The organism is Streptomyces sp. P17, from assembly GCF_032436805.1.
GTDB lineage: Bacteria > Actinomycetota > Actinomycetes > Streptomycetales > Streptomycetaceae > Streptomyces.
Map to the genome: position 1 here is coordinate 78,270 of NZ_JAVRBF010000020.1, position 18,357 is coordinate 96,626.

The window sequence follows — 18,357 nt, forward strand, 5'->3', positions numbered from 1 at the left end:
CTTCTGGTACACCGCAGACCGGCCTCGGGTTCCCCTCCTCGCCGAACTTTCCGGCGCTACTTGCTCAGCCCCCCGAACCGCCGCACCGCCGACGGGAAGAACACCGCCAGCAGCCCCAGCGACCACCCCACCGCGGGCCACACATGCCCCGCCTCCAGGCCCGGCCCGCCGAACAGGTCCCGTACGGCGGTCGCCGTCTGGGACATGGGGTTCCACTCGACCACCGTGCCCAGCCAGCCCGGCATGGACTCGGGGGTGGCGATGGCGTTGGAGAGGAAGCCCACCGGCCAGACCAGGATCTGCACGGCCTGCACCATCTCCGGCTTCCCGGCGACCAGCGCCAGATGGATACCGATCCACAGCATCGCGAACCGGAAGAGCAACAGCAGCCCGACCGCGCCGAGGAAGGCCACCGCACCGCCCTGCGCGCGCCAGCCCAGCGCGTACCCCACCGCGATCATCAGCGCCAGCGCGAGCGCCGACTGGAGCATGTCGGCGGCCGAACGGCCCACCAGCACCGCGCCGTTGGTCATCGGCATCGAGCGGAAGCGGTCGATCACCCCCTTGTTGAGGTCCTGGGTGACGGCGAGCATCGTGCCCTCCAGACCGAAGGCCATGGTGAGCGCGAGCATGCCGGGCACCAGGTAGTCCAGGTACGCGCCGCCGACCTCGCGACCGCCGCCGATCAGATAGCCGAACATCAGCAGCAGCATCACCGGGAAGACCAGGCCGACGGCCAACTGGACCGGCTGCCGCGCCCAGTGGGCGAGTTCGCGGCGGGTCATGCTCCAGGAGTCGGTCAGTGCGTAGGCACTCATGGTCATGCGGGCTCCTTCACTCGGCGTTCGTCTCCGGTCAGGTGCAGGAACACCTCGTCCAGGGTCGGGCGGCGCAGAGCGATGTCCTCCGCCTCGATCCCGGCCTCCTGAAGGGCCCCTACGACCCCGGAGAGCGCCGCCATCCGGTCGGTGACCGGGGCGCTCAGCAGCCGGCGGTCGGTGTCGACCTGGACGCCCGCCGGGTCGAGCGGCAAGAGGGCGACAGCGGCGCCCAGTTGGCCCGCGTCGCGCAGGACGACGTCGATACGGTCGCCGCCGGTGGCGGCCTTGAGTTCGTCGGCCGTACCGTCGGCGATGACCCGCCCCGCGTCGACGACCGAGATCCGGTCGGCGAGCTGGTCGGCCTCCTCCAGGTACTGGGTGGTGAGCAGGACCGTCGTGCCGCCGCCGACCAGGGAGCGGACCGCGGTCCACACCTCCGCGCGCCCGCGCGGGTCGAGGCCGGTCGTGGGTTCGTCCAGGAACAGCACCTCCGGATCGGTGATCAGGGACGCGGCGAGGTCCAGGCGGCGCCGCATACCGCCGCTGTACTGCCGTACCGCCTTGCGGCCGGTGTCGGCGAGACCGAACCGCTCCAGGAGCTCGTCGGCACGCACGCGCGCGTGGCGGGCGCCCAGGTGGTACAGGCGGCCGAACAGCTCCAGGTTCTGCCTGCCGCCGAGCTCCTCGTCGAGGGCGGCGTGCTGGCCGAGCAGGCCGATGCGGAAGCGGACCGCGCGGGCCTCGGTCACCACGTCGTGGCCGGCCACCTCGATCCGGCCGCCGTCGGGCCGCAGCAGGGTGGAGAGGATGCGGACCAAGGTGGTCTTGCCCGCGCCGTTCGGACCCAGCACCCCGTGCACGGTGCCGCGCGCGACCCGCAGGTCGAGCCCGTCCAGTGCCTTCTTCTCGCCGTATGTCTTGTGTGCGCCTTCGACGGCGATCGCCGTATCGGCCACGAGCACTCCCTCACTAATCAAACTTGACTACAAGCCCGAGGTTAATACCCCGGCCTACAGTCGCCAAACTTGATTAGCGGTCATCGTCCGTCAGCGCACATCTCCCGGATGCCGCTCTCCCGTCGCGTACGGGTTCTCCTCGCCCTCGGCGAGGACGCCGACGAACGGCTCGCCCTCCCCCGCGAAGGTGTACGCGCCGCCCTCGATCCGCTCGATCAGCCCCTGGGTCCACGCGGCCTCGGCGTCGGCCGTGTGGACCCAGAGGTTCATGATCTCGCCGATATGGCCCAGCTGGCCGGGGCCGTCCTCGGGCACGTAGTGCTCGGTGACGGCCGACCGCCACTCCTCGCTGCGCCGGATCCGCTCCTTGAGCAGGGCCACCGTCTCCGCGCGCGGGAGGTCGACCATGAAGCCGATGGCCGCCGACTTCACGTCCATCTTCTGGTCGTAGGAGGTCAGCGCCTCGCGGACCAGCCGCAGGTACTCCTCGGTGCCCCGCTCCGTGATCTCGTACTCGGTGCGGGGCGGACCCCCTGCCGTGGACGGCGCGATCTCGTGCGCGACGAGCAGTCCCTGTTTCGCCATCTGCTTCAGGGCGTGGTAGATCGAGCCGGGCTTGGCGTTGGACCACTCGTGCGCGCCCCAGTACTCCAGGTCGTTGCGCACCTGGTAGCCGTGGGCCCGCCCGTGCTGGCGGACCGCGCCGAGCACCAGGAGACGGATCGCTGACATGCGGTCCAGGTTATGACCTCAGCTTTCGGCGAGGGCAACCAGCTCGAAGGCCGTCTTCCCGTCCAGGGACTCCCGGATGATGTCGGCGTGGCCCGCGTGCCGGGCGGTCTCGCGGATGAGGTGCAGCACCAGCCAGCGCAGGGACACCCGGCCCTCCGGCGGGAACCAGGGCATGTCGGGCAGTGCGAAGGTGTCGTCGAGGCTCGGTGCCGAGCGGATGAAGGCCTCGGTCTCGGCGGCGACCTTCTCCCAGTAGTCGAGCTGCGAGGCGACGGTCTCCCCGTCGACCAGCACAAAGCACTCGTGCCAGTTCGACCGGTCCCGCTTGACGGCCGGCGGCTCGCCCTTGGCCAGCGAGATCCAGTACTGCTCGACCTCGGCCACATGCTTGACCAGACCGGCCAGGGACAGCTCGCTTGCGCTGGGCCGCGAGGACGCCTGCTCGTCCGTCAGCGCGAGCACCGCCCGGCGGATGCCGCCGCGCTGCTCGGCCAGGAAGTTGAGCAGCGCGCCGCGCTCGTCGCCGTGCGTCTCTGCGGGAACGTGAGTGACCATGGCCGGCCGCCTTTCGTCGGAGTGGCTCGGAGGATTCCTTGCCTGACACCGACGAAGCTACGGGCCATTGAGGTCAGTTTGCGTCCTCAATGGCCCCTCCTCGCAAAAGATTTAGCGCGAAAGTTTCAGCGCGAGAGTTCTAGAAGGGGAACCCGCTGCGTCCGTGCTGCACCGAGATCCACTTCAGCGTGGTGAACGCGTCCAGCATCGTCTCGCCGTTCAGACGGCCGAGGCCGGAGTGCTTCTCGCCGCCGAAGGGCACGATCGGCTCGTCGTGCACGGTGCCGTCGTTCACATGGAACATGCCCGTGTCGATCCGCTTGGCGAAGGCCACGCCCCGCTCGATGTCACCGGTGTGGACGGCGCCGCTCAGGCCGTACGGGGTGTCGTTGACGATACGTACCGCCTCCTCCTCGCCATCGAACGGGACGAGGAAGACGACCGGGCCGAAGACCTCCTGCTGGAGCAGGGCGGAGTCGGCCGGCAGGCCGGTCAGTACGGACGGCTCGACCAGGTTGTCGGTGGTCGTACCCCGCACCAGCGCGGTCGCGCCCTCGGCGACGGCCTGCTCGACGACGCCCGAAAGGGCGTCCGCCTGCGAGGAGTTGATGACCGGGCCGATGACGGTCTCCGGGTCGCGCGGATCGCCGGCCTTGAGCGTCTTCACCTTGGCGACGAACTTGTCCGTGAACTCGTCGGCGATCGTACGGTCGACCAGGACGCGGTTGGCGGCCATGCAGACCTGGCCCTGGTGGACGTAGCGGCTGAAGACCGCGGCGTCGACGGCGTAGTCGAGGTCGGCGTCGTCGAGGACCACCAGCGCGCTGTTGCCGCCGAGTTCGAGCACCGAGCGCTTGAAGTGCGAGGCGCAGACGGTGGCGACATGGCGGCCGACCTTGTCGGAGCCGGTGAAGGAGATGACCTTGGGAATCGGGTGCTCGATGAAGGCGTCGCCGATCTCCGCTATGTCGGTGACGACGACATTGAGCAGGCCGGCGGGCAGGCCCGCGTCCTCGAAGAGCTTCGCGACCAGGGTGCCGCCGACGATCGGGGTGTTCTGGTGCGGCTTGAGGACCACGCCGTTGCCGAGCGCGAGGGCCGGGGCGACCGACTTCAGCGACAGCAGGAAGGGGAAGTTGAAGGGGCTGATCACACCGACGACCCCGACCGGGACGCGGTAGACGCGGTTCTCCTTGCCGTCCACCGGCGAGGGGATGATCCGGCCCTCGGGGCGCAGCGCCAGATGGACCGCCTCGCGCAGGAACTCCTTGGCGAGGTGGAGTTCGAAGGCCGCCTTCAGCCGCGTACCGCCGAGCTCGGCGATGATCATCTCGCTGATCTCGGCCTCCCGGTCCTCGATCAGACGCAGGGCCTTCTCGAAGACGGAGCGACGCGCGTACGCGTTGGTCGCGGCCCACTCCTTCTGGGCGCGCGCGGCGGCCTGATAAGCCTGATCCACCTCGTCGACCGTGGCTATGGTGATCGAGGCGAGCTTCTCACCGTCGTACGGGTTGAAGTCGATGATGTCCCAGGAGCCAGTGCCCGGGCGCCACTCACCGTCGATGTACTGCTGGGCCAGGTCGGTGAAGTCGGACGACATGTGATCCCTCAATCCCTAGCGGACACCTGATCAGGTTCTGATCATCTCCACGGTCTGATCACACGTCATCGTACTTGTGTTTCAAGACAGTTGAAGGAGTCCTCGGAGAAGATCGCGGCTCTCGTGCGGCCCCGGACTGTCCTGCTGGAGCTCCTTGAGCGCCTTTTCGTACTGGGCGACGTCCTCGTGCTTGTCCAGATACAGCGCACTGGTCAGCTGTTCCAGATAGACGACGTCCGACAGGTCGGACTCCGGGAAGCTGAGGATGGTGAAGGCACCGGACTCGCCGGAGTGGCCGCCGAAGCTGAACGGCATGATCTGCAGCCGGACGTTGGGGCGCTCGGAGATCTCGATCAGATGCTGGAGCTGACCGCGCATCACCTCGCGATCGCCGTACGGACGGCGCAGGGCGGCCTCGTCGAGGACGATGTGGAACTCGGGGGCGCCGTCGTCTAGGAGGTACTTCTGCCGCTCAAGACGCAGCGCCACGCGCCGCTCGACATCGGCCGCGCTCGCGCTCTTCATGCCGCGCCGCACGACCGCGCGGGCGTAGGCCTCGGTCTGCAGCAGGCCGTGCACGAACTGCACCTCGTACGCCCGGATCAGCGCGGCGGCGCCCTCCAGGCCGACGTAGGTGGGGAACCAGCTGGGCAGCACGTCGGAGTAACTGTGCCACCAGCCCGCGACGTTGGCTTCCTTGGCGAGGGAGAGCAGGGAGGTGCGCTCGGCCTCGTCGGTGATGCCGTACAGCGTCAACAGGTCTTCCACGTCCCTGGTCTTGAAGCTCACCCGGCCCAACTCCATCCGGCTGATCTTCGACTCGGACGCACGGATCGAGTACCCCGCGGCCTCACGCGTGATCCCGCGTGCCTCTCGCAGTCGCCTGAGTTGCGAGCCGAGCAGCATCCGCCGCACCACCGATCCGGGCTCTCCCGCGCTCACGTTCGCCAGCCTCCCCAACTCTTCAGGGCCCGAAGTCTGCCACTAAAACACTCCGAGCTGTACTCGCCTGATTACAGAGATGGAAAGAAGCCAAAGATTTCTTTCAGGAAGAAGGAAGGAGAAGGCAAGCGGGGAGCGAGAAGATGGCGGAAAAAATGGCCAACAAGCGGTACGGGAGGGTCCAATTCGGTCACGTGCACGTGCATCTGCCCTTGCATCTGCTGTACGCATCCGAAACCATGGTCCCGCGCAACCGCTGCATCGCAACGACCGCGAATTCCCGGGAGTGCCTCGCATGGGGACGAATGGATCGACCATGCTCGAGCCGTTACGGCAGGGCCTTCCGCCGCTTGATCCCGCGGCCGTGTCCAACGCCGCCTCCTGTGCACTGCCCGCGCGCTACGAAGCGGTGCGCGAGGCCCGGCAGTTCACCCGCAGAACCCTCGACCAGTGGGACACAGGCGAGCGCTTCGACGATGTCTGCCTTGTGGTGTCCGAACTCGTCACCAACGCGCTGCGGCACGCGCTTCCGGGCAACCACGCGCGCGTGCCCGACCAGACACCTCCGGTACGGCTGCATCTGATGCGGTGGACCGAGCGGCTGGTGTGCGCGGTGCGCGACCCCAGTCACGACAGCCCTGTCGCCCGCGACTCGGACGACTTCTCGGCGGAGTCCGGCCGCGGGCTGTTCCTGGTGGACTCCTTCGCCGACAGCTGGGGCTGGCACCCGCTGGCCGGCACGCTCAACGGCAAGGTGGTCTGGGCCCTGTTCCGGCTGCCGCACAAGCCGCAGCCCAGCCCCGCCGAATGATGAGCCACGGCGCTTCGCGGCGCCGTGGCTCTACGCGCGTCACCCGCACGAAAGGCGCGGATCGCCGGAAAAGTTCCCCGAGTTGCCCCGCCGGGCGTCAGCCCGCTATCAAGTGGTCGAACTCGCCGTCCTTGATACCCAGGAGCATCGCCTCGATCTCGGCGCGTGTGTAGACGAGCGCCGGACCGTCCGGAAAACGCGAGTTGCGCACGGCGACATCCCCGCCGGGCAACCGGGCGAACTCAACGCAGGAGCCCTGCGAGTTGCTGTGCCGGCTCTTCTGCCAGGCCACACCGCTGAGCTGGGTGGCGGCCATGCCGTTGTACACGCCGGACGCGTCAACGTCGTACACGTCGTGGTCCACAGGTCGCTCCCCGGTGGTGCACTGGCTGGTGAGGCCATTGATGCAGTGGTCAACTGACCCGGATCATAGCCCTGTTCATGTGCAGATGCATGGGAGGATGCACGGGCAGATGCACGTGCACGGGGGGTGTTCCTGCGGTTACAGCTGCTGTTGCCGTGACGACAGCTGGGACGTGCGCATCAGCGAAGCCGTTCCAGCGCCTCCCCCAGGGCCCGCAGAACATGCACCCGCCATCCCCCGTCCATGATCTTCCGCACCATCGACTGAGCCGGATCGTCCGGATCGAATCCCTCGTGTACTGGAACAGACGCCTGGAACGCGCTTCCTGTTCCCACCGTCTATATGACGGTTCAATCAGCTGAGGTGTCCGGAATGACGTCGTCCCAGCGGACGCTCGGCGTCCGCTGGGACGACGTAGGGGAGGGCCGCCACCTCGACGACACCACGGAAGCCGATGCGTGGACGCGGCATCGGGGTCGTGCGGTGGTCGACACGCACGACCCTCGGGCCGCTCTCGGGTGCGGTGCCCGTGTCGGGTCTTTGGCGGGCTTACGGCCGGGCAGTTCGCCGAGCCCCTTCGGACGCCCGCGCCAGAACCCCTCGTACGGATGGAGGCGGTCCTGTACGTCGGTGAGCGCAGCCGACGGCAGTCGGAAGGTGCGGCCTCGGCCGTCAGCGGCTCGCGTACGGCAGCAGGGCCGTCTCCCGGGCGTTCTTGATGGCCTTGGCCGGCCGGCGCTGCTGCTGTGCGGACACCCCGGGTCATGCGGCGGCTGCGGATCTGCCGCGGTTGCGGGGCCTGGCGGGGGCAGACCTCCAGGACGGTGTCGAGGGCGGGCGGCAGCCGCTTCCAGGCGTTGCGCCCTGTGGTGTACTCGACGTCGGTCAGCAGGCAGGACTCCAGCAACTGTTCGAGGCCGTCCCGGTCCAGCCCGGGCGAGGGTGAAGACGAAGGGCTGGCAACAGTCGCCGTGCTCGGGGTGCCAGTCCAGCGCGGCGGCGGCCCGGCGCACGGGCGGGACCATCTCCCAGGCCCGCGTCGGGGAGCGAGGCGAGCCAGGGCCGCCCGCCCTCCCCACGCACAGGGCACCGCCGGCCGCGTCCCAGTGCAGCAGCGTGTCCGGCTTGTCGGCGAGCCAGAATCGGCCCCGGCTGCGGGCGGCGGCGCAGGTGATGTCCTAGGGGGTGTTTTGAAAGTCCTGTGCGGTGCCCGCGGTGTTCGGTGCGTGCCCTCGGCGTGCCGGACGAAGGCCCTCGTACTGGACGTACTTGGGTCTTTGGCCGGTGCGGCGAGGGTGCGTGCCGGGCGCCGTGGGTGCTGTGCGGGACTTTCAAAACACCCCCTAGGGCCTCGTACAGCCGCTCCGGGTGGAACGGGCGGCGCCGGTGCCACACCAGGTGGACGGGCGCCCGCGCGGCTGCTTCCGGGCGTTCGGGGGTCCCGGGTGTCGCTGCGGGAGCAGGCGCACGCGGGGTATCCGCCGGGGGTCCGCAAGTCGTCCTGGTAGCCGTCTTTGTGACGGTCGTCGTTCTGGTCGTGGTTACGTGCTGGTAGCTTGCTGCGCACTGGGCGTATTTGACCTGCTCACCCTGGGGGCTTGCAGTGACTTCGGCGACGTACGCGCGCGTGGCGCGCAGGCGGATGCGGATCGTGGCCACGGCCGCGGGTCTTGCCGGTGTGCTCGTGCTGAGCGGGTGCAGTGACGACGACTCCTCCGACGACGGCTCGCCGAGCGCGAGCGCCACGCCGTCCGCCACGGCGACCGCCGACACCGGCGGGGGTGATGGCGGTACGGCGTCCCCCGCGGGCGAGTTGGAGGGCAGCTGGCTCGCCACGACCGAGGGCAAGGCCGTGGCGCTGGTCGTCACCGGCAGCAAGGCGGGCCTGTTCGCGACCGGCGGGACCGTGTGCAGCGGTACCGCGGGCGCGACCATCGAGCTCAAGTGCACCGACGGCAGCAAGGACCGGGCGAGCGGGACGGTCGACTCCGTCGACAAGGACACGCTCAAGGTGACCTGGGACAGCGACCTGGGCGCCGAGACGTACCGGAAGGCCGAGGGCGCGACGCTGCCGACCGGGCTGCCGACCGCCGGTCTCGGGTCCTAGGGGGCCCTCAAGGCCCACAGGACCGATGGCCCACAGCCGTATGCGGGATGATCCACGCACGCGTACCGTCACGCACGCGACCCGTCACGCCCGCTCAGAGGACACCACATGCGCGCCATCGCCCTCCCCCTCGCCGCCCTCGCCGCGGCCCTTCTGCTGACCTCGTGCGGCGACAGTGACAGCAGCGGGGAGGAGAAGCAGGGCGAAGGCGCCACGGCCGCCTGCGCGATCGGCGACATGGAGGTGCAGGTCGGTCCGGCCAACGCCGCCCCGGCCGCCGGGGACACCGGCAATGTGCCCGTCACGCTCACCAACAACGGCGCCGAGTGCACCCTGGCCGGACTGCCCTCCGTGACCCTGAAGGCGGGCGACACCTCGGCGCAGGTGGCCCCCGACGCGGCGGCGACGAAGCAGAAGCGGACGCTCGCCGAGGGCGGCGCCGTCGCCTTCACCGTCACCTACGTGCGCGCAGCGGCGGGAGACGGCCTCGCGGTGAAGACGGCCGACTTCGGCCTGCCCGGCGCCGATGCGACGCGGAGCTTCCCCTGGTCGTACGGCGATATCGCGCTCAAGGGCGAGGCGCCGGACGCCTCGGTGAGCGGGTTCCAGCAGGGCGACTGAGCCGGGCTCAGTCCAGCGGGCGGCGGGCCTTCACCTGGGCCCGGTCGGCCGCCTCGGCGCCCTGGGTCCAGCCCGCCGCGTCACTCACGCCACGCAGCCGGGTCGTGGTGGTTTCCGGGAACATACGGTCGAGCCGGGCGGTGACCGCCACCTCCCGGGAGGCCAGGACCGGCAGCAGATCGTCACTCACCTGGGTCTCGGCGGCCCGCGCGAGGCGGGTGCCGATGCGGTGGGCGTAGGCGGCGAGGAAGGACTGCCGGAAGGCCTTGGTCCGCCTGCGTCCGCCGGCCCGCTGAGCCGCCTCCGCCTTGGCCATCGCGGTCTGCGCCTGGACGAGGAGCGAGGTGTGGAGCAGCTCGACCACCTCCAGGTCGGCCTCGAAACCGACGACGGTGGAGAAGCCGACGGCTTCGTTCCACACGGCACGGCAGTGGTTCGCGGCGGCCACCGCGTCCAGCAGCACCGCCTTGGCCTGCTCGTACGGCGGCTCGACACCGATGCGGCAGGCGCCGGGCGCGTCGGGCGCGGGGGCCTGGGCCGACAGCAGGGCCTCGTCCACGCTGTGCCGGGCCATCAGCTCCTGCGCCTTCGCGGTCAGCGCCTCCGCCTCCTCGGGGAAGCCCGTCGCCTCCGCCTTGGCGAGCAGCGCCCGGATCCGGGTCAGCATGCGGGACTCGGGCCTGCGGGAGTGCTGCGGATCGTCGAGGGGTTCGAGGGGCGGCAGACGCAGCAGCAGGCGGTACAGCTCCAGCACGGTGGTCGCGTGCGAGAAACGGTCGCCCGCACGCGTGGGCGTCACGTCCAGCTCGTCGAGCTGTGCCCGCCAACGGGGTCCGCGCGGAACGTCGTCCGGCGCCTGCGCGTGGATCAGGGTCACCAGCAGGCGCAGATGTACGTCGTCCAGGTCGCGCCGCACGATCCGTACGACGTCGGCGGGCTGCCAGCCGCGCCGCCAGGCCGCCGCGACGAACTCCCGGCCTCTGCGCTCCAGTTCCGTGTCCGCGCCGGGGTCGGCGGCGAGCAGGGAGGCGCCGGTGTCGAGGGCGCTGTCGGAGTCGGTGTGGAGGGCGGCCTGAAAGGCGCGGTCCACGGTGCCGCTCGTCCCGTTCGAACTGTTCGTACTGCTCACCCGCCGATCGTCTCACTCCCCGAAACCCGGTCGCCCGCCCGCGTGGGCGCTTCGAGCATGGCGAGCATGGTGGACATGTCTCTGTACGCGGCGTTTCTGGTCGCCGCCTTCGCGCTCTGCATCACCCCCGGCCCCGACATGGTGTTCATCGTGGCGATGGGCGGGCGGGGCGGTCCCTCGGCGGGAGTGATGGCGGCGTTCGGTGTGGCCTGCGCGATGCTCGTGCACACGGTGGCCGCGGCGCTCGGTCTCTCGGCGCTGTTCACGACCCTGCCGACCCTGTACCACGTGCTGCGCTGGGTGGGCGCGGCCTATCTGCTCTACCTCGCGGTGAAGGCGTTCCGGGACCGCTCGGTGCCCGGCGAGGACGGTTCCGCCGACTCCGGTTCGGGCATGCGGCGGGCCTTCTGGCAGGGCGCCGTCACCAACCTGCTGAACCCCAAGGTGATCCTCTTCAACGTGGCGTTCCTGCCCCAGTTCGTGGACCCGTCCCTCGGCCATGTCCCCGGCCAGCTGCTGCTGCTCGGCGGGACGCTGGTGCTGATGGGCTTCCTCTGGGACGGCTTCGTGGGCCTGCTCGCCGGCCGGCTGGCGGACCTGCTGCGCCGCAGCAGGCGGGTGAACCGCTGGCTGAACATCGTCTCCGGCACGGTGTTCACGGGCCTGGCGGTGCGGTTGGCGGTCGCCTCGCCGAAGTAGCCGAGGGCCATTGTCAGACCCTCCTGCCACACTCCGGAGCATGACCGACCGGTGGGCTCTCGCACCGGCCGAGGACGGTGGCGCGGAGCTCGCCCCCCTCGGCCCGGACGGGCTGCCCGCGGGGCCGGTCGTGCGGGAACCGGACCTCGCCGCGGCGGTGCGCGGCAGGCCGGAGGTCGCGCGCTGGGTCTGGCGTTCCACCGCCGAGGTCTACCCCCGCCTGCTCGCCACGGGGGTGCGAGTGGAGCGGTGCTACGACATCGAGGACGCCGAGACCCTCCTGCTCGGCCACGAGGGGCGGTACGGCGAACCTCGTTCCGCGGCAGCCGCCCTGGCCCGGCTGCGCGGCGGCCCCGTACCGCCCGACCCGCCCCAGCGGTCGGCCGAACCGGGCGCGCAGTCCTCGCTGTTCGAGCCCCGGGCCGTCCATGTGCCGCTGGCCGACCTCCTGGAGGTCTACGCCGAGCAGCAGCGGCGGCACGACAAGGCCGCGCACCCGGAGCGGATGCGGCTGCTGACGGCCGCCGAGTCGGCGGGGATGCTGGTCGCCGCCGAGGTGAACCGCGCCGGGCTGCCGTGGAGCGCCGACGTCCACCGCCGGGTGCTGCACGAACTGCTCGGCGAGCGGTACGCGGGCGGTGGCGAGCCCCGGCGCCTGGCCGAACTGGCCGACGAGGTGTCCGCCGCCTTCGGGCGCCGGGTCCGGCCCGATCTGCCCGCCGATGTCGTCAAGGCCTTCGCGCAGGCCGGCATCAAGATCCGCTCGACCCGGCGCTGGGAGATCGAGTCCGTCGACCATCCGGCCGTGGCACCGCTGATCGAGTACAAGAAGCTGTACCGGATCTGGGTCGCCCACGGCTGGTCCTGGCTCCAGGACTGGGTGCGCGAGGGGCGGTTCCGGCCGGAGTTCCTCGCGGGCGGCACGGTCACCGGACGGTGGGTGACCAACGGCGGGGGCGGGCTGCAGATCCCCAAGGTGATCCGGCGGGCGGTCGTCGCCGACCCCGGCTGGCGGCTCGTCGTCGCCGACGCCGACCAGATGGAGCCGCGCGTGCTGGCCGCCATCTCGCGCGACCCCGGTCTGATGGAGGTGGCGGGCCGGGAGAGCGACCTGTACCAGTCGGTCTCCGACCGGGCCTTCTCCGGCGACCGCGCCCAGGCCAAGCTCGCGGTGCTCGGCGCGGTCTACGGCCAGACGTCCGGCGACGGCCTGAAGAACCTCGCCGCGCTGCGCCGCCGCTTCCCGCTCGCGGTGGCCTACGTCGACGACGCCGCGCGGGCCGGTGAGGAGGGGCGTCTTGTGCGCACCTGGCTGGGCCGCACCTGCCCACCCGCGGCGGGACGGGGCGAGGACTCCGCGGAGGAGGCGGGTATCCCGGACTCCTCCGCGCCCGACGGCTCCGAGGAAGGTCAGCAGTGGGTGCCGGGGTACGCCTCCACCGACGCACGCGCGCGTGGCCGCTTCGCCCGTAACTTCGTCGTCCAGGGCAGCGCAGCCGACTGGGCGCTGCTGCTGCTCGCCGCGTTGCGTCAGGCCTGTGCGGACATGGCGGCCGAGCTGGTCTTCTTTCAGCACGACGAGGTCATCGTGCACTGTCCCGAACAGGAGGCGGAGGCCGTCGTGGCGGCGATCCGGGAGGCGGCGGAGCTGGCGGGGCGGCTGACGTTCGGGCAGACGCCGGTGCGGTTTCCGTTCACGACGGCGGTGGTGGAGTGCTATGCGGACGCGAAGTGATCAGGCCCGGGCGGTGAGCAGGGAGCTGAGTTCGGCGCGGACCGTCGTCGCGTCCGTGCCCTCCAGCGCGTCGAGAGCCGCCCGCCAGGCCGCGTACGCCTCCTCGGCCCGCCCCTCCTCGCGCAGCAGGAGTCCGTGCTGGTGGCGGGCGAGTCCGGCGGTGTAGCGGTCGGCCCGGGCGTCGGCCCGGCGCAGCAGTTCGGCACACTCCCGGGCGGCCCGCTCGGTACGGCCCAGCAGCCGCAGGGAGCAGATGAGGCCCAGCCGGGCCTGCGACTCGCCGTGCCAGTCGCCATGGGCGACGAGGACCCGCAGGCTCTCCTCGAAGTGCCGGGCGGCCGCGGCCGGTTCACCGAGGGTGAGATGGGCGTAGCCGATGTTGCACCGCGCGTAGAGCTGAAGGAGGACGTTGCCGATCGTCTCGCCGATCGCCAGCGAGAGGCGGTGCTGCTCGATGGCGGCGCGGGGGTCGGTGTGCTCGTACAGGTTCCCGAGGTGCTGGTGGGTGACGGCCTCGCCGTACGGGTCGTTCAGCCGCCGTGAGTAGGCGAGGCTCTGGCGCAGCGCCCGCTCGGAGTCCTCGTAGCGGCCGAGTCCTTCGAGCAGCAGACCCCGGTTGTTGAGGGAGCGGCGCATCCAGGAGAGGTGGCCGAGGCGCTGCCAGATCGCCAGAGCCTCGTCGTTGAGGGCGAGGGCCTCGTTCTGCCGGCCGCTCATGAAGTGCACACCGGCCAGGTCACCGAGCGCGTACGCCTCGGCGGCCTCGTCCCCGAGGCGCCGCGCCACCCGCAGTGCGGCCCGGCCGAGGACCTCCATCTCGGCGAGTCGGCCGCTGCGCTGGACGTACGGGAAGATCAGCCGCAGCAGCGTGCAGACGCGGGAGGCGATACGGAGGTCGCGCGCGTCGGCGTACCGCTCGGCCAGCGCGACGACGTTCTCCAGCTCCGCCTCGCCCCACGCGAACGCGGCCTCGGGGCTGTCGAAAGGATGCGTGCCGGTGAGGTAGGCCTCGTGCTCGGACGGCTGGCAGGAGGTGGGGCGGCGCCGGTCGTCCTGGTCGAGGCCGGGTTCGACGATCGCGGTGAGGGTGCGCTCGGCGAGAGCGGCGTACCAGCTCACGGCGGCCTCGGCGACGGCGGTGCCGCCCTCCGTGCCGGCGAGTTCCCGGGCGAAGTCGCGGACCAGGTCGTGGGGGACGTAGCGGCCGAGCGCCGTCTCCTCCAGGAGGGCCACGTCGACGAGCCGGTCGAGGCCGTCCTCGGCGCGCCGGGTGCCGATGCCGCTGAGGCGGGCCAGCAGGGGGGCACCGTACTCGGGCAGGTCGAGGGCGCCGATACGGCGCAGCACGAGGGCCGCGTCCCGGTCGGCCTCGCGGTCGGAAGCGGCGAGCGCGTCGTGCGCGACGGCCAGGGAGCGGCGGACGCTGAGGTCGTCGTACTCCAAGTGGTTCAACCGCCCCTCGGTGGCGGTCAGTTGACCGGCCAGCACGTCCGGGGTGAGGGCGCGGCGGGCGGCGAGGCGGGCGGCGACCACGCGCAGGGCGAGCGGGAGGCGGCCGGTGAGTTCGACGAGAGGGTGCCCCGCGTCGATCCCGTCGTCGTCCCGTCCGGACACCGCCCGCAGCAGCGCGGCGCTGTCCTCGGCGGACAGGGGCGTGAGCGGGAACCGCCGGACGCCGTCGAGGGCGGCGAGGGACGAACGGCTGGTGATGATCACGGCGCAGCCCGGGCCTGCGGGCAGCAGGGGCCGTAGCTGTGCGGCGTTCGCCGCGTCGTCCAGGACCAGGAGGGTGCGGGTCGGCGCGAGCATGGAGCGCAGCAACGCGGCGGCCGCGTCCGGGTGTTCGGGGATGGAGCGGGGGTCGGCGCCGACGTCCCGCAGGAGGGCGGCGAGGGCCTGGGCGGAGGTGAGGGGGAGCATGCCCGGGGTGGCGCCGTGCAGGTTGACGTAGAGCTGGCCGTCGGGGAAGCGGTCGGTCAGGGCGTGGGCGATGTGGAGGGCCAGGGCGCTCTTGCCCATGCCGGCCATGCCGGTCAGGACGGTGACGGTGGGTCCGGGGTGGGTGAGGGTGCGGCGGAGGTCGTCGGTGAGGCTGGTGCGGCCAGTGAAGTGGGCCGGAGGCGGGGGAAGTTGGGCGGGGCGCGGCAGCGCGGGTCGGGCGGCGGCCGGAGCCCCGGCGGGGGTGACCTCGGTGGCGGCTCCGGCGTGCTGACCGTTGTCCCCCTCCTCCACGGGTCCCCGCAGCACCTCCATATGCGCCCCCCGCACAGCGATCCCCGGCTCCACGCCGAGCTCCTCCACGAGCCGCTCCCGCAGGTCGCGATGGACGGCGAGAGCCTCCGCCTGACGTCCGCTGCGGTGCAGGGCGAGCATCAACTGTCGGTGGTAGGCCTCGCGCAGGGGATGTTCGGCGGCGAGGGCGGCCAACTCCGGCAGCAAAGCGTCCAGTCGGCCGTCGGCGAGGGCCAACTCGGCGTCGTAGCACCACTCCAGGAGGAGCAGCCGGGCTTCCCTCAGGCGCTGGACGAACGCGTAGCCGCCCAGTTCGGCGGGCAGTCCGCTCAGCGGGGTGCCGCGCCACAGGGCGAGCGCGGCCGCGCACTCGGACACGGCGCCGCGCCAGTCCCGGGCGGTGTGGGCGGCGCGGGCGGCGGCGAGGTGCGCCTCGAAGACATGGACGTCCAGTTCGCCGTCGTCGACGCGCAGCAGATACCCGGGGGACACGGCGCGCAGTCGCGAGGGGTCGTCGAGGAGGCGGCGCAGCCGGGTGACGTGGTTGTGCAGGGAGGCGTGCGCCGAGGCGGGCGGCGCGCCGCCCCACAGGGCGTCCTTGAGCGCCTCGACGGAGACGGTACGGCCGGCTTCGAGCAGGAGGGCGGCCAGGAGGGCCCGCACCTTGGGGCTGCCGAGGGGGCGGACCACGGGGCCGTCGCCGCCATGGTCGTAGAGAACCGGCGGCCCCAGCAGCCCGAACCGCAGCTCGCACCGCTTCACGCCGCTCACTGCCCTTCCGTGCACCTGCGGGTGCCGACCCCGGCGTCGACCAGCCGCCGTGGCGGATTTCCGCCGGTCGACGGCGGTATTCCGCCACCCTGTCCCCGACGGGCCACCCGCCGGGATCCGCTACCGTTCCGGCCGTCCGGCACGATCGCTCCCGACGACTTCACGCCAGTCGGACGACGGCAGCACGGAGAACCGTTGGCCACATGTTAGCGATCCGTTGGTGGGGCCTGGTGTGATCACTGCATCGGATCTGGCCCGACGGTGCGCGCGTAAGACGCGTTGCTCGGGGGAGTGTTACCGCCGCGGCCGGTCCGGGCACGCACGCGGGTCCCGGTCGGCGGAGGTGACCGACCGGGACCCGCGTCCACCTCCCGTGACAACGTGCGCACGATCGGCCGGCCCCGCGGAATACGCGCGGTGGCGTCCCGCCGAGTGGTGCAGCCATCCGGACCACGCCGGCCCGGACGGCCTGGGATCGGCCGGCCCGGCCGAAGCTCCGCGCCGCTGTACAACTCCCCCGAGCGCTTTGTTTGTTGTTCGGCAGGTGGTTATCAGTCGCTTCCAAGCGGACATAACTGCAGCGAAGTTGGTTGCCAACTCGGGCGGCATGGAGCGGGGAGATTCCGCAGGTCAGGGCATATGTTCCCGCCACCGGTAATCCTCGTGAAGGCGTCAGAGCAGATGCGGCGGTCCCGCTGTTCGCATCTCGTGCTGCACGGTCCAGAGGCGTCCGCGCTCCCCTTGCGCTCCTCGCTCTCTGGCCAGGCAATACCAGAGGCGGCGGTCCAGGTCCCCCGGGCTAAAGATCAGCAGTCACTCACCGTCGTAGAGGCGGGGCAGGTCGATCAGTTGGATCGTGCGGTCGTCCTTCGCAAGGTGGTGCAGTTCGTCGGTGAAGCCGGTGCCGCTGTAGCAGTGCAGACGGGTGGCCCCGGAGGCCGAGCCGCGTGCGGTCAGGAGGGTGCGGATGTGCCGGAGTCGTTCCAGGTGGCCGATCCCCATCACGTCGCTCCACTTCGCTTCGCCGATGGCGAGCAGCGCCTCGCGGCCGTTGCCGGTCTCGCCGTGGACGGCCACATCGACTTCGTGACTGGTCTTGGCGGCGGGATCGTTGACCGTGCCGCTCGCGACCCGCGTGACCTGTCCGCCATGGGTATCGGGCGCCGCGTGCCAGCGGGCCCATTCCCGGCTGACCTGCTCGAAGTGCGGCCCGACGACCTTGCTACGGAAGGTGGACTGGGCGCGGCGCCATACTGCGGGTGCCCGCCCGGGGCGCTCAAGGTCGCCCCAGGCCGGACGCATGACCGCGTGGTAGAAGGTGACCAGCGGCTCCGCGATGCGGTAGGCGGAGCGGTTACGGCGGAAGGCGTCCGCTTCGTGAGTGATCATGCCGACGTCCTGGAGAACGCTCAGCGGGTGGGCCAGGTCGGTGGATTTACGGCCGAGGTAGTCGGCAATCCCACCACGGGCGGCGTTGCCCGCGGCAATGGCGGCCAGTACGGAGTGGTACAGCGCGGTGTCGTGGAGTTCGGGCTCTTCGGCGAGCAGGTAGCGGGCTTCGCGGAAGAGGGGGCGGGCCGGGTTGAGGACGGCGCGGGTGACCCAGTCGTCGAAGTCGTCCGGGCCGGCGGGAGTGTCGCCCTGGGTGAACTCGCGGCGGTAGGCGGGGGTGCCGCCGACGACGGCGTGGGTGAGCAGCGCGGTGCGCGGGTCGGTGATCTGCCAGAACTCGGCGGCGAGGCGGAAGTCCAGGGTGGGGACGACGAGTTCGAGGCCGGCGCGGCCGCGCAGCGGAGCGTTTCCGGACAGCAGCTTGCCCATGAAGGACAGTGCGGAGCCGCACAGCAGCAGGCGTACGGGGGTGTTGGTGTGCTGCGCGGCGGGATCGAGAGCGCGCTGAATGATCGAGGGCAGAGAAGGGGACGCCTTGGCGAGGAAGGGGAACTCGTCGATGACCGCCACGGTCGGCCTGCCCGCATCGGCGATGCGCATGAGCTCGGTGACGGCCTCGTCCCAGTGCGTGAAGCGGAACGGGGTGGGCTGGCCCCGGTACCGGGCGAGGGCCTCGCCGAACTGGCGCAGGGCGTCGGCCTCGGTGGTCTCGGTGGCCGTGTACAGGAAGCCGCCACTGGCACGGGTGACCGCGTCGAGCAGAAAGGTCTTGCCCTGGCGGCGGCGCCCGGAGACCACGCCGAGCGTGGCCCGCGGACCGGGGAGGGCGGCGAACCGGGTCAGCTCAGCCCATTCGAAGTCACGGTCGAACATCTCGGCAGGCTTGTCCA

Annotated in this window: 15 protein-coding genes and 3 pseudogenes; 6 read left to right on the forward strand and 12 right to left on the reverse strand. The window is 71.2% G+C overall.

Annotated features, from left to right (window positions below; genetic code table 11):
* Positions 1 to 56 precede the first annotated feature (56 nt).
* The 6 genes from RMT89_RS15455 to RMT89_RS15480 all read right to left on the reverse strand — a co-directional run bounded on the left by RMT89_RS15455 (position 57) and on the right by RMT89_RS15480 (position 5,570).
* Positions 57 to 818 (reverse strand): ABC transporter permease, encoded by a 762-nt coding sequence (locus tag RMT89_RS15455; RefSeq protein ID WP_315884332.1) that lies wholly within the window; start codon positions 816 to 818, stop codon positions 57 to 59.
* A gap of 2 nt (positions 819 to 820) precedes the next feature.
* Complete coding sequence (locus tag RMT89_RS15460; RefSeq protein ID WP_315884333.1) at positions 821 to 1,777, reverse strand: ATP-binding cassette domain-containing protein; 957 nt, start codon at positions 1,775 to 1,777, stop codon at positions 821 to 823.
* 90 nt (positions 1,778 to 1,867) lie between these two features.
* The gene (locus RMT89_RS15465) at positions 1,868 to 2,509 is read right to left on the reverse strand and encodes a PadR family transcriptional regulator (protein WP_315884334.1); all 642 of its coding nucleotides are present in this window, start codon (positions 2,507 to 2,509) and stop codon (positions 1,868 to 1,870) included.
* Between the two features lie 18 nt (positions 2,510 to 2,527).
* Positions 2,528 to 3,064 (reverse strand): DinB family protein, encoded by a 537-nt coding sequence (locus RMT89_RS15470; RefSeq protein ID WP_315884335.1) that lies wholly within the window; start codon positions 3,062 to 3,064, stop codon positions 2,528 to 2,530.
* Positions 3,065 to 3,203: 139 nt separating this feature from the next.
* Complete coding sequence (locus tag RMT89_RS15475) at positions 3,204 to 4,664, reverse strand: aldehyde dehydrogenase family protein (RefSeq protein ID WP_315884336.1); 1,461 nt, start codon at positions 4,662 to 4,664, stop codon at positions 3,204 to 3,206.
* An 81-nt stretch (positions 4,665 to 4,745) separates the two neighbouring features.
* On the reverse strand, positions 4,746 to 5,570 hold the full coding sequence (locus tag RMT89_RS15480) for a helix-turn-helix transcriptional regulator (protein ID WP_315884363.1): 825 nt from the start codon (positions 5,568 to 5,570) through the stop codon (positions 4,746 to 4,748).
* 352 nt (positions 5,571 to 5,922) lie between these two features.
* Here RMT89_RS15480 and RMT89_RS15485 point away from each other — a divergent pair, with 352 nt between their 5' ends.
* Complete coding sequence (locus RMT89_RS15485) at positions 5,923 to 6,417, forward strand: ATP-binding protein (RefSeq protein WP_315884337.1); 495 nt, start codon at positions 5,923 to 5,925, stop codon at positions 6,415 to 6,417.
* 97 nt (positions 6,418 to 6,514) lie between these two features.
* Here RMT89_RS15485 and RMT89_RS15490 read toward each other — a convergent pair whose 3' ends face one another.
* The 3 genes and pseudogenes from RMT89_RS15490 to RMT89_RS15500 form a co-directional block, all read right to left on the reverse strand.
* Positions 6,515 to 6,781 (reverse strand): DUF397 domain-containing protein, encoded by a 267-nt coding sequence (locus tag RMT89_RS15490; protein WP_315884338.1) that lies wholly within the window; start codon positions 6,779 to 6,781, stop codon positions 6,515 to 6,517.
* A gap of 672 nt (positions 6,782 to 7,453) precedes the next feature.
* Positions 7,454 to 7,565 (reverse strand): annotated as a pseudogene (locus tag RMT89_RS15495) (30S ribosomal protein S18); the annotation flags it as partial.
* 27 nt (positions 7,566 to 7,592) lie between these two features.
* A pseudogene (locus RMT89_RS15500) lies at positions 7,593 to 7,963 on the reverse strand (GTP-binding protein); the annotation flags it as partial.
* Positions 7,964 to 8,176: 213 nt separating this feature from the next.
* Here RMT89_RS15500 and RMT89_RS15505 point away from each other — a divergent pair.
* The 3 genes and pseudogenes from RMT89_RS15505 to RMT89_RS15515 form a co-directional block, all read left to right on the forward strand.
* A pseudogene (locus tag RMT89_RS15505) lies at positions 8,177 to 8,289 on the forward strand (30S ribosomal protein S14); the annotation flags it as partial.
* Positions 8,290 to 8,423: 134 nt separating this feature from the next.
* Positions 8,424 to 8,888, forward strand: a complete 465-nt coding sequence (locus RMT89_RS15510) for a hypothetical protein (protein ID WP_315884364.1) — start codon at positions 8,424 to 8,426, stop codon at positions 8,886 to 8,888.
* Between the two features lie 108 nt (positions 8,889 to 8,996).
* The gene (locus RMT89_RS15515; RefSeq protein ID WP_315884339.1) at positions 8,997 to 9,509 is read left to right on the forward strand and encodes a DUF4232 domain-containing protein; all 513 of its coding nucleotides are present in this window, start codon (positions 8,997 to 8,999) and stop codon (positions 9,507 to 9,509) included.
* 7 nt (positions 9,510 to 9,516) lie between these two features.
* Here the strand turns inward: RMT89_RS15515 and RMT89_RS15520 are convergent, their stop codons facing one another.
* Positions 9,517 to 10,638, reverse strand: coding sequence for a DUF2786 domain-containing protein (locus RMT89_RS15520; RefSeq protein WP_315884340.1), 1,122 nt, complete (start codon positions 10,636 to 10,638; stop codon positions 9,517 to 9,519).
* 66 nt (positions 10,639 to 10,704) lie between these two features.
* Here RMT89_RS15520 and RMT89_RS15525 point away from each other — a divergent pair, with 66 nt between their 5' ends.
* Positions 10,705 to 11,337, forward strand: a complete 633-nt coding sequence (locus RMT89_RS15525; RefSeq protein WP_315884341.1) for a LysE family translocator — start codon at positions 10,705 to 10,707, stop codon at positions 11,335 to 11,337.
* Positions 11,338 to 11,377: 40 nt separating this feature from the next.
* Positions 11,378 to 13,072, forward strand: a complete 1,695-nt coding sequence (locus tag RMT89_RS15530) for a bifunctional 3'-5' exonuclease/DNA polymerase (RefSeq protein WP_315884342.1) — start codon at positions 11,378 to 11,380, stop codon at positions 13,070 to 13,072.
* Here the strand turns inward: RMT89_RS15530 and RMT89_RS15535 are convergent, their stop codons facing one another.
* Entirely contained in the window at positions 13,073 to 16,075 is a 3,003-nt protein-coding gene (locus RMT89_RS15535; protein WP_399498197.1) for a BTAD domain-containing putative transcriptional regulator, read from the reverse strand.
* Positions 16,076 to 16,888: 813 nt separating this feature from the next.
* Positions 16,889 to 18,340: an ATP-binding protein gene (locus tag RMT89_RS15540; RefSeq protein ID WP_315884366.1), complete on the reverse strand. Its 1,452-nt coding sequence runs from the start codon at positions 18,338 to 18,340 to the stop codon at positions 16,889 to 16,891.
* Positions 18,341 to 18,357 lie beyond the last annotated feature (17 nt).

Excerpts from the sequence above, each read along its gene's own strand:
- RMT89_RS15455 (WP_315884332.1), bottom strand. The coding sequence starts at position 818 with ATGAGTGCCTACGCACTGACCGACTCCTGGAGCATGACCCGCCGCGAA.
- RMT89_RS15470 (WP_315884335.1), bottom strand. The coding sequence starts at position 3,064 with ATGGTCACTCACGTTCCCGCAGAGACGCACGGCGACGAGCGCGGCGCG.
- RMT89_RS15540 (WP_315884366.1), bottom strand. The coding sequence starts at position 18,340 with ATGTTCGACCGTGACTTCGAATGGGCTGAGCTGACCCGGTTCGCCGCC.
- RMT89_RS15530 (WP_315884342.1), top strand. The coding sequence starts at position 11,378 with ATGACCGACCGGTGGGCTCTCGCACCGGCCGAGGACGGTGGCGCGGAG.
- RMT89_RS15485 (WP_315884337.1), top strand. The coding sequence starts at position 5,923 with ATGCTCGAGCCGTTACGGCAGGGCCTTCCGCCGCTTGATCCCGCGGCC.
- RMT89_RS15510 (WP_315884364.1), top strand. The coding sequence starts at position 8,424 with ATGCGGATCGTGGCCACGGCCGCGGGTCTTGCCGGTGTGCTCGTGCTG.
- RMT89_RS15475 (WP_315884336.1), bottom strand. The coding sequence starts at position 4,664 with ATGTCGTCCGACTTCACCGACCTGGCCCAGCAGTACATCGACGGTGAG.
- RMT89_RS15480 (WP_315884363.1), bottom strand. The coding sequence starts at position 5,570 with ATGCTGCTCGGCTCGCAACTCAGGCGACTGCGAGAGGCACGCGGGATC.
- RMT89_RS15525 (WP_315884341.1), top strand. The coding sequence starts at position 10,705 with ATGGTGGACATGTCTCTGTACGCGGCGTTTCTGGTCGCCGCCTTCGCG.
- RMT89_RS15515 (WP_315884339.1), top strand. The coding sequence starts at position 8,997 with ATGCGCGCCATCGCCCTCCCCCTCGCCGCCCTCGCCGCGGCCCTTCTG.
- RMT89_RS15465 (WP_315884334.1), bottom strand. The coding sequence starts at position 2,509 with ATGTCAGCGATCCGTCTCCTGGTGCTCGGCGCGGTCCGCCAGCACGGG.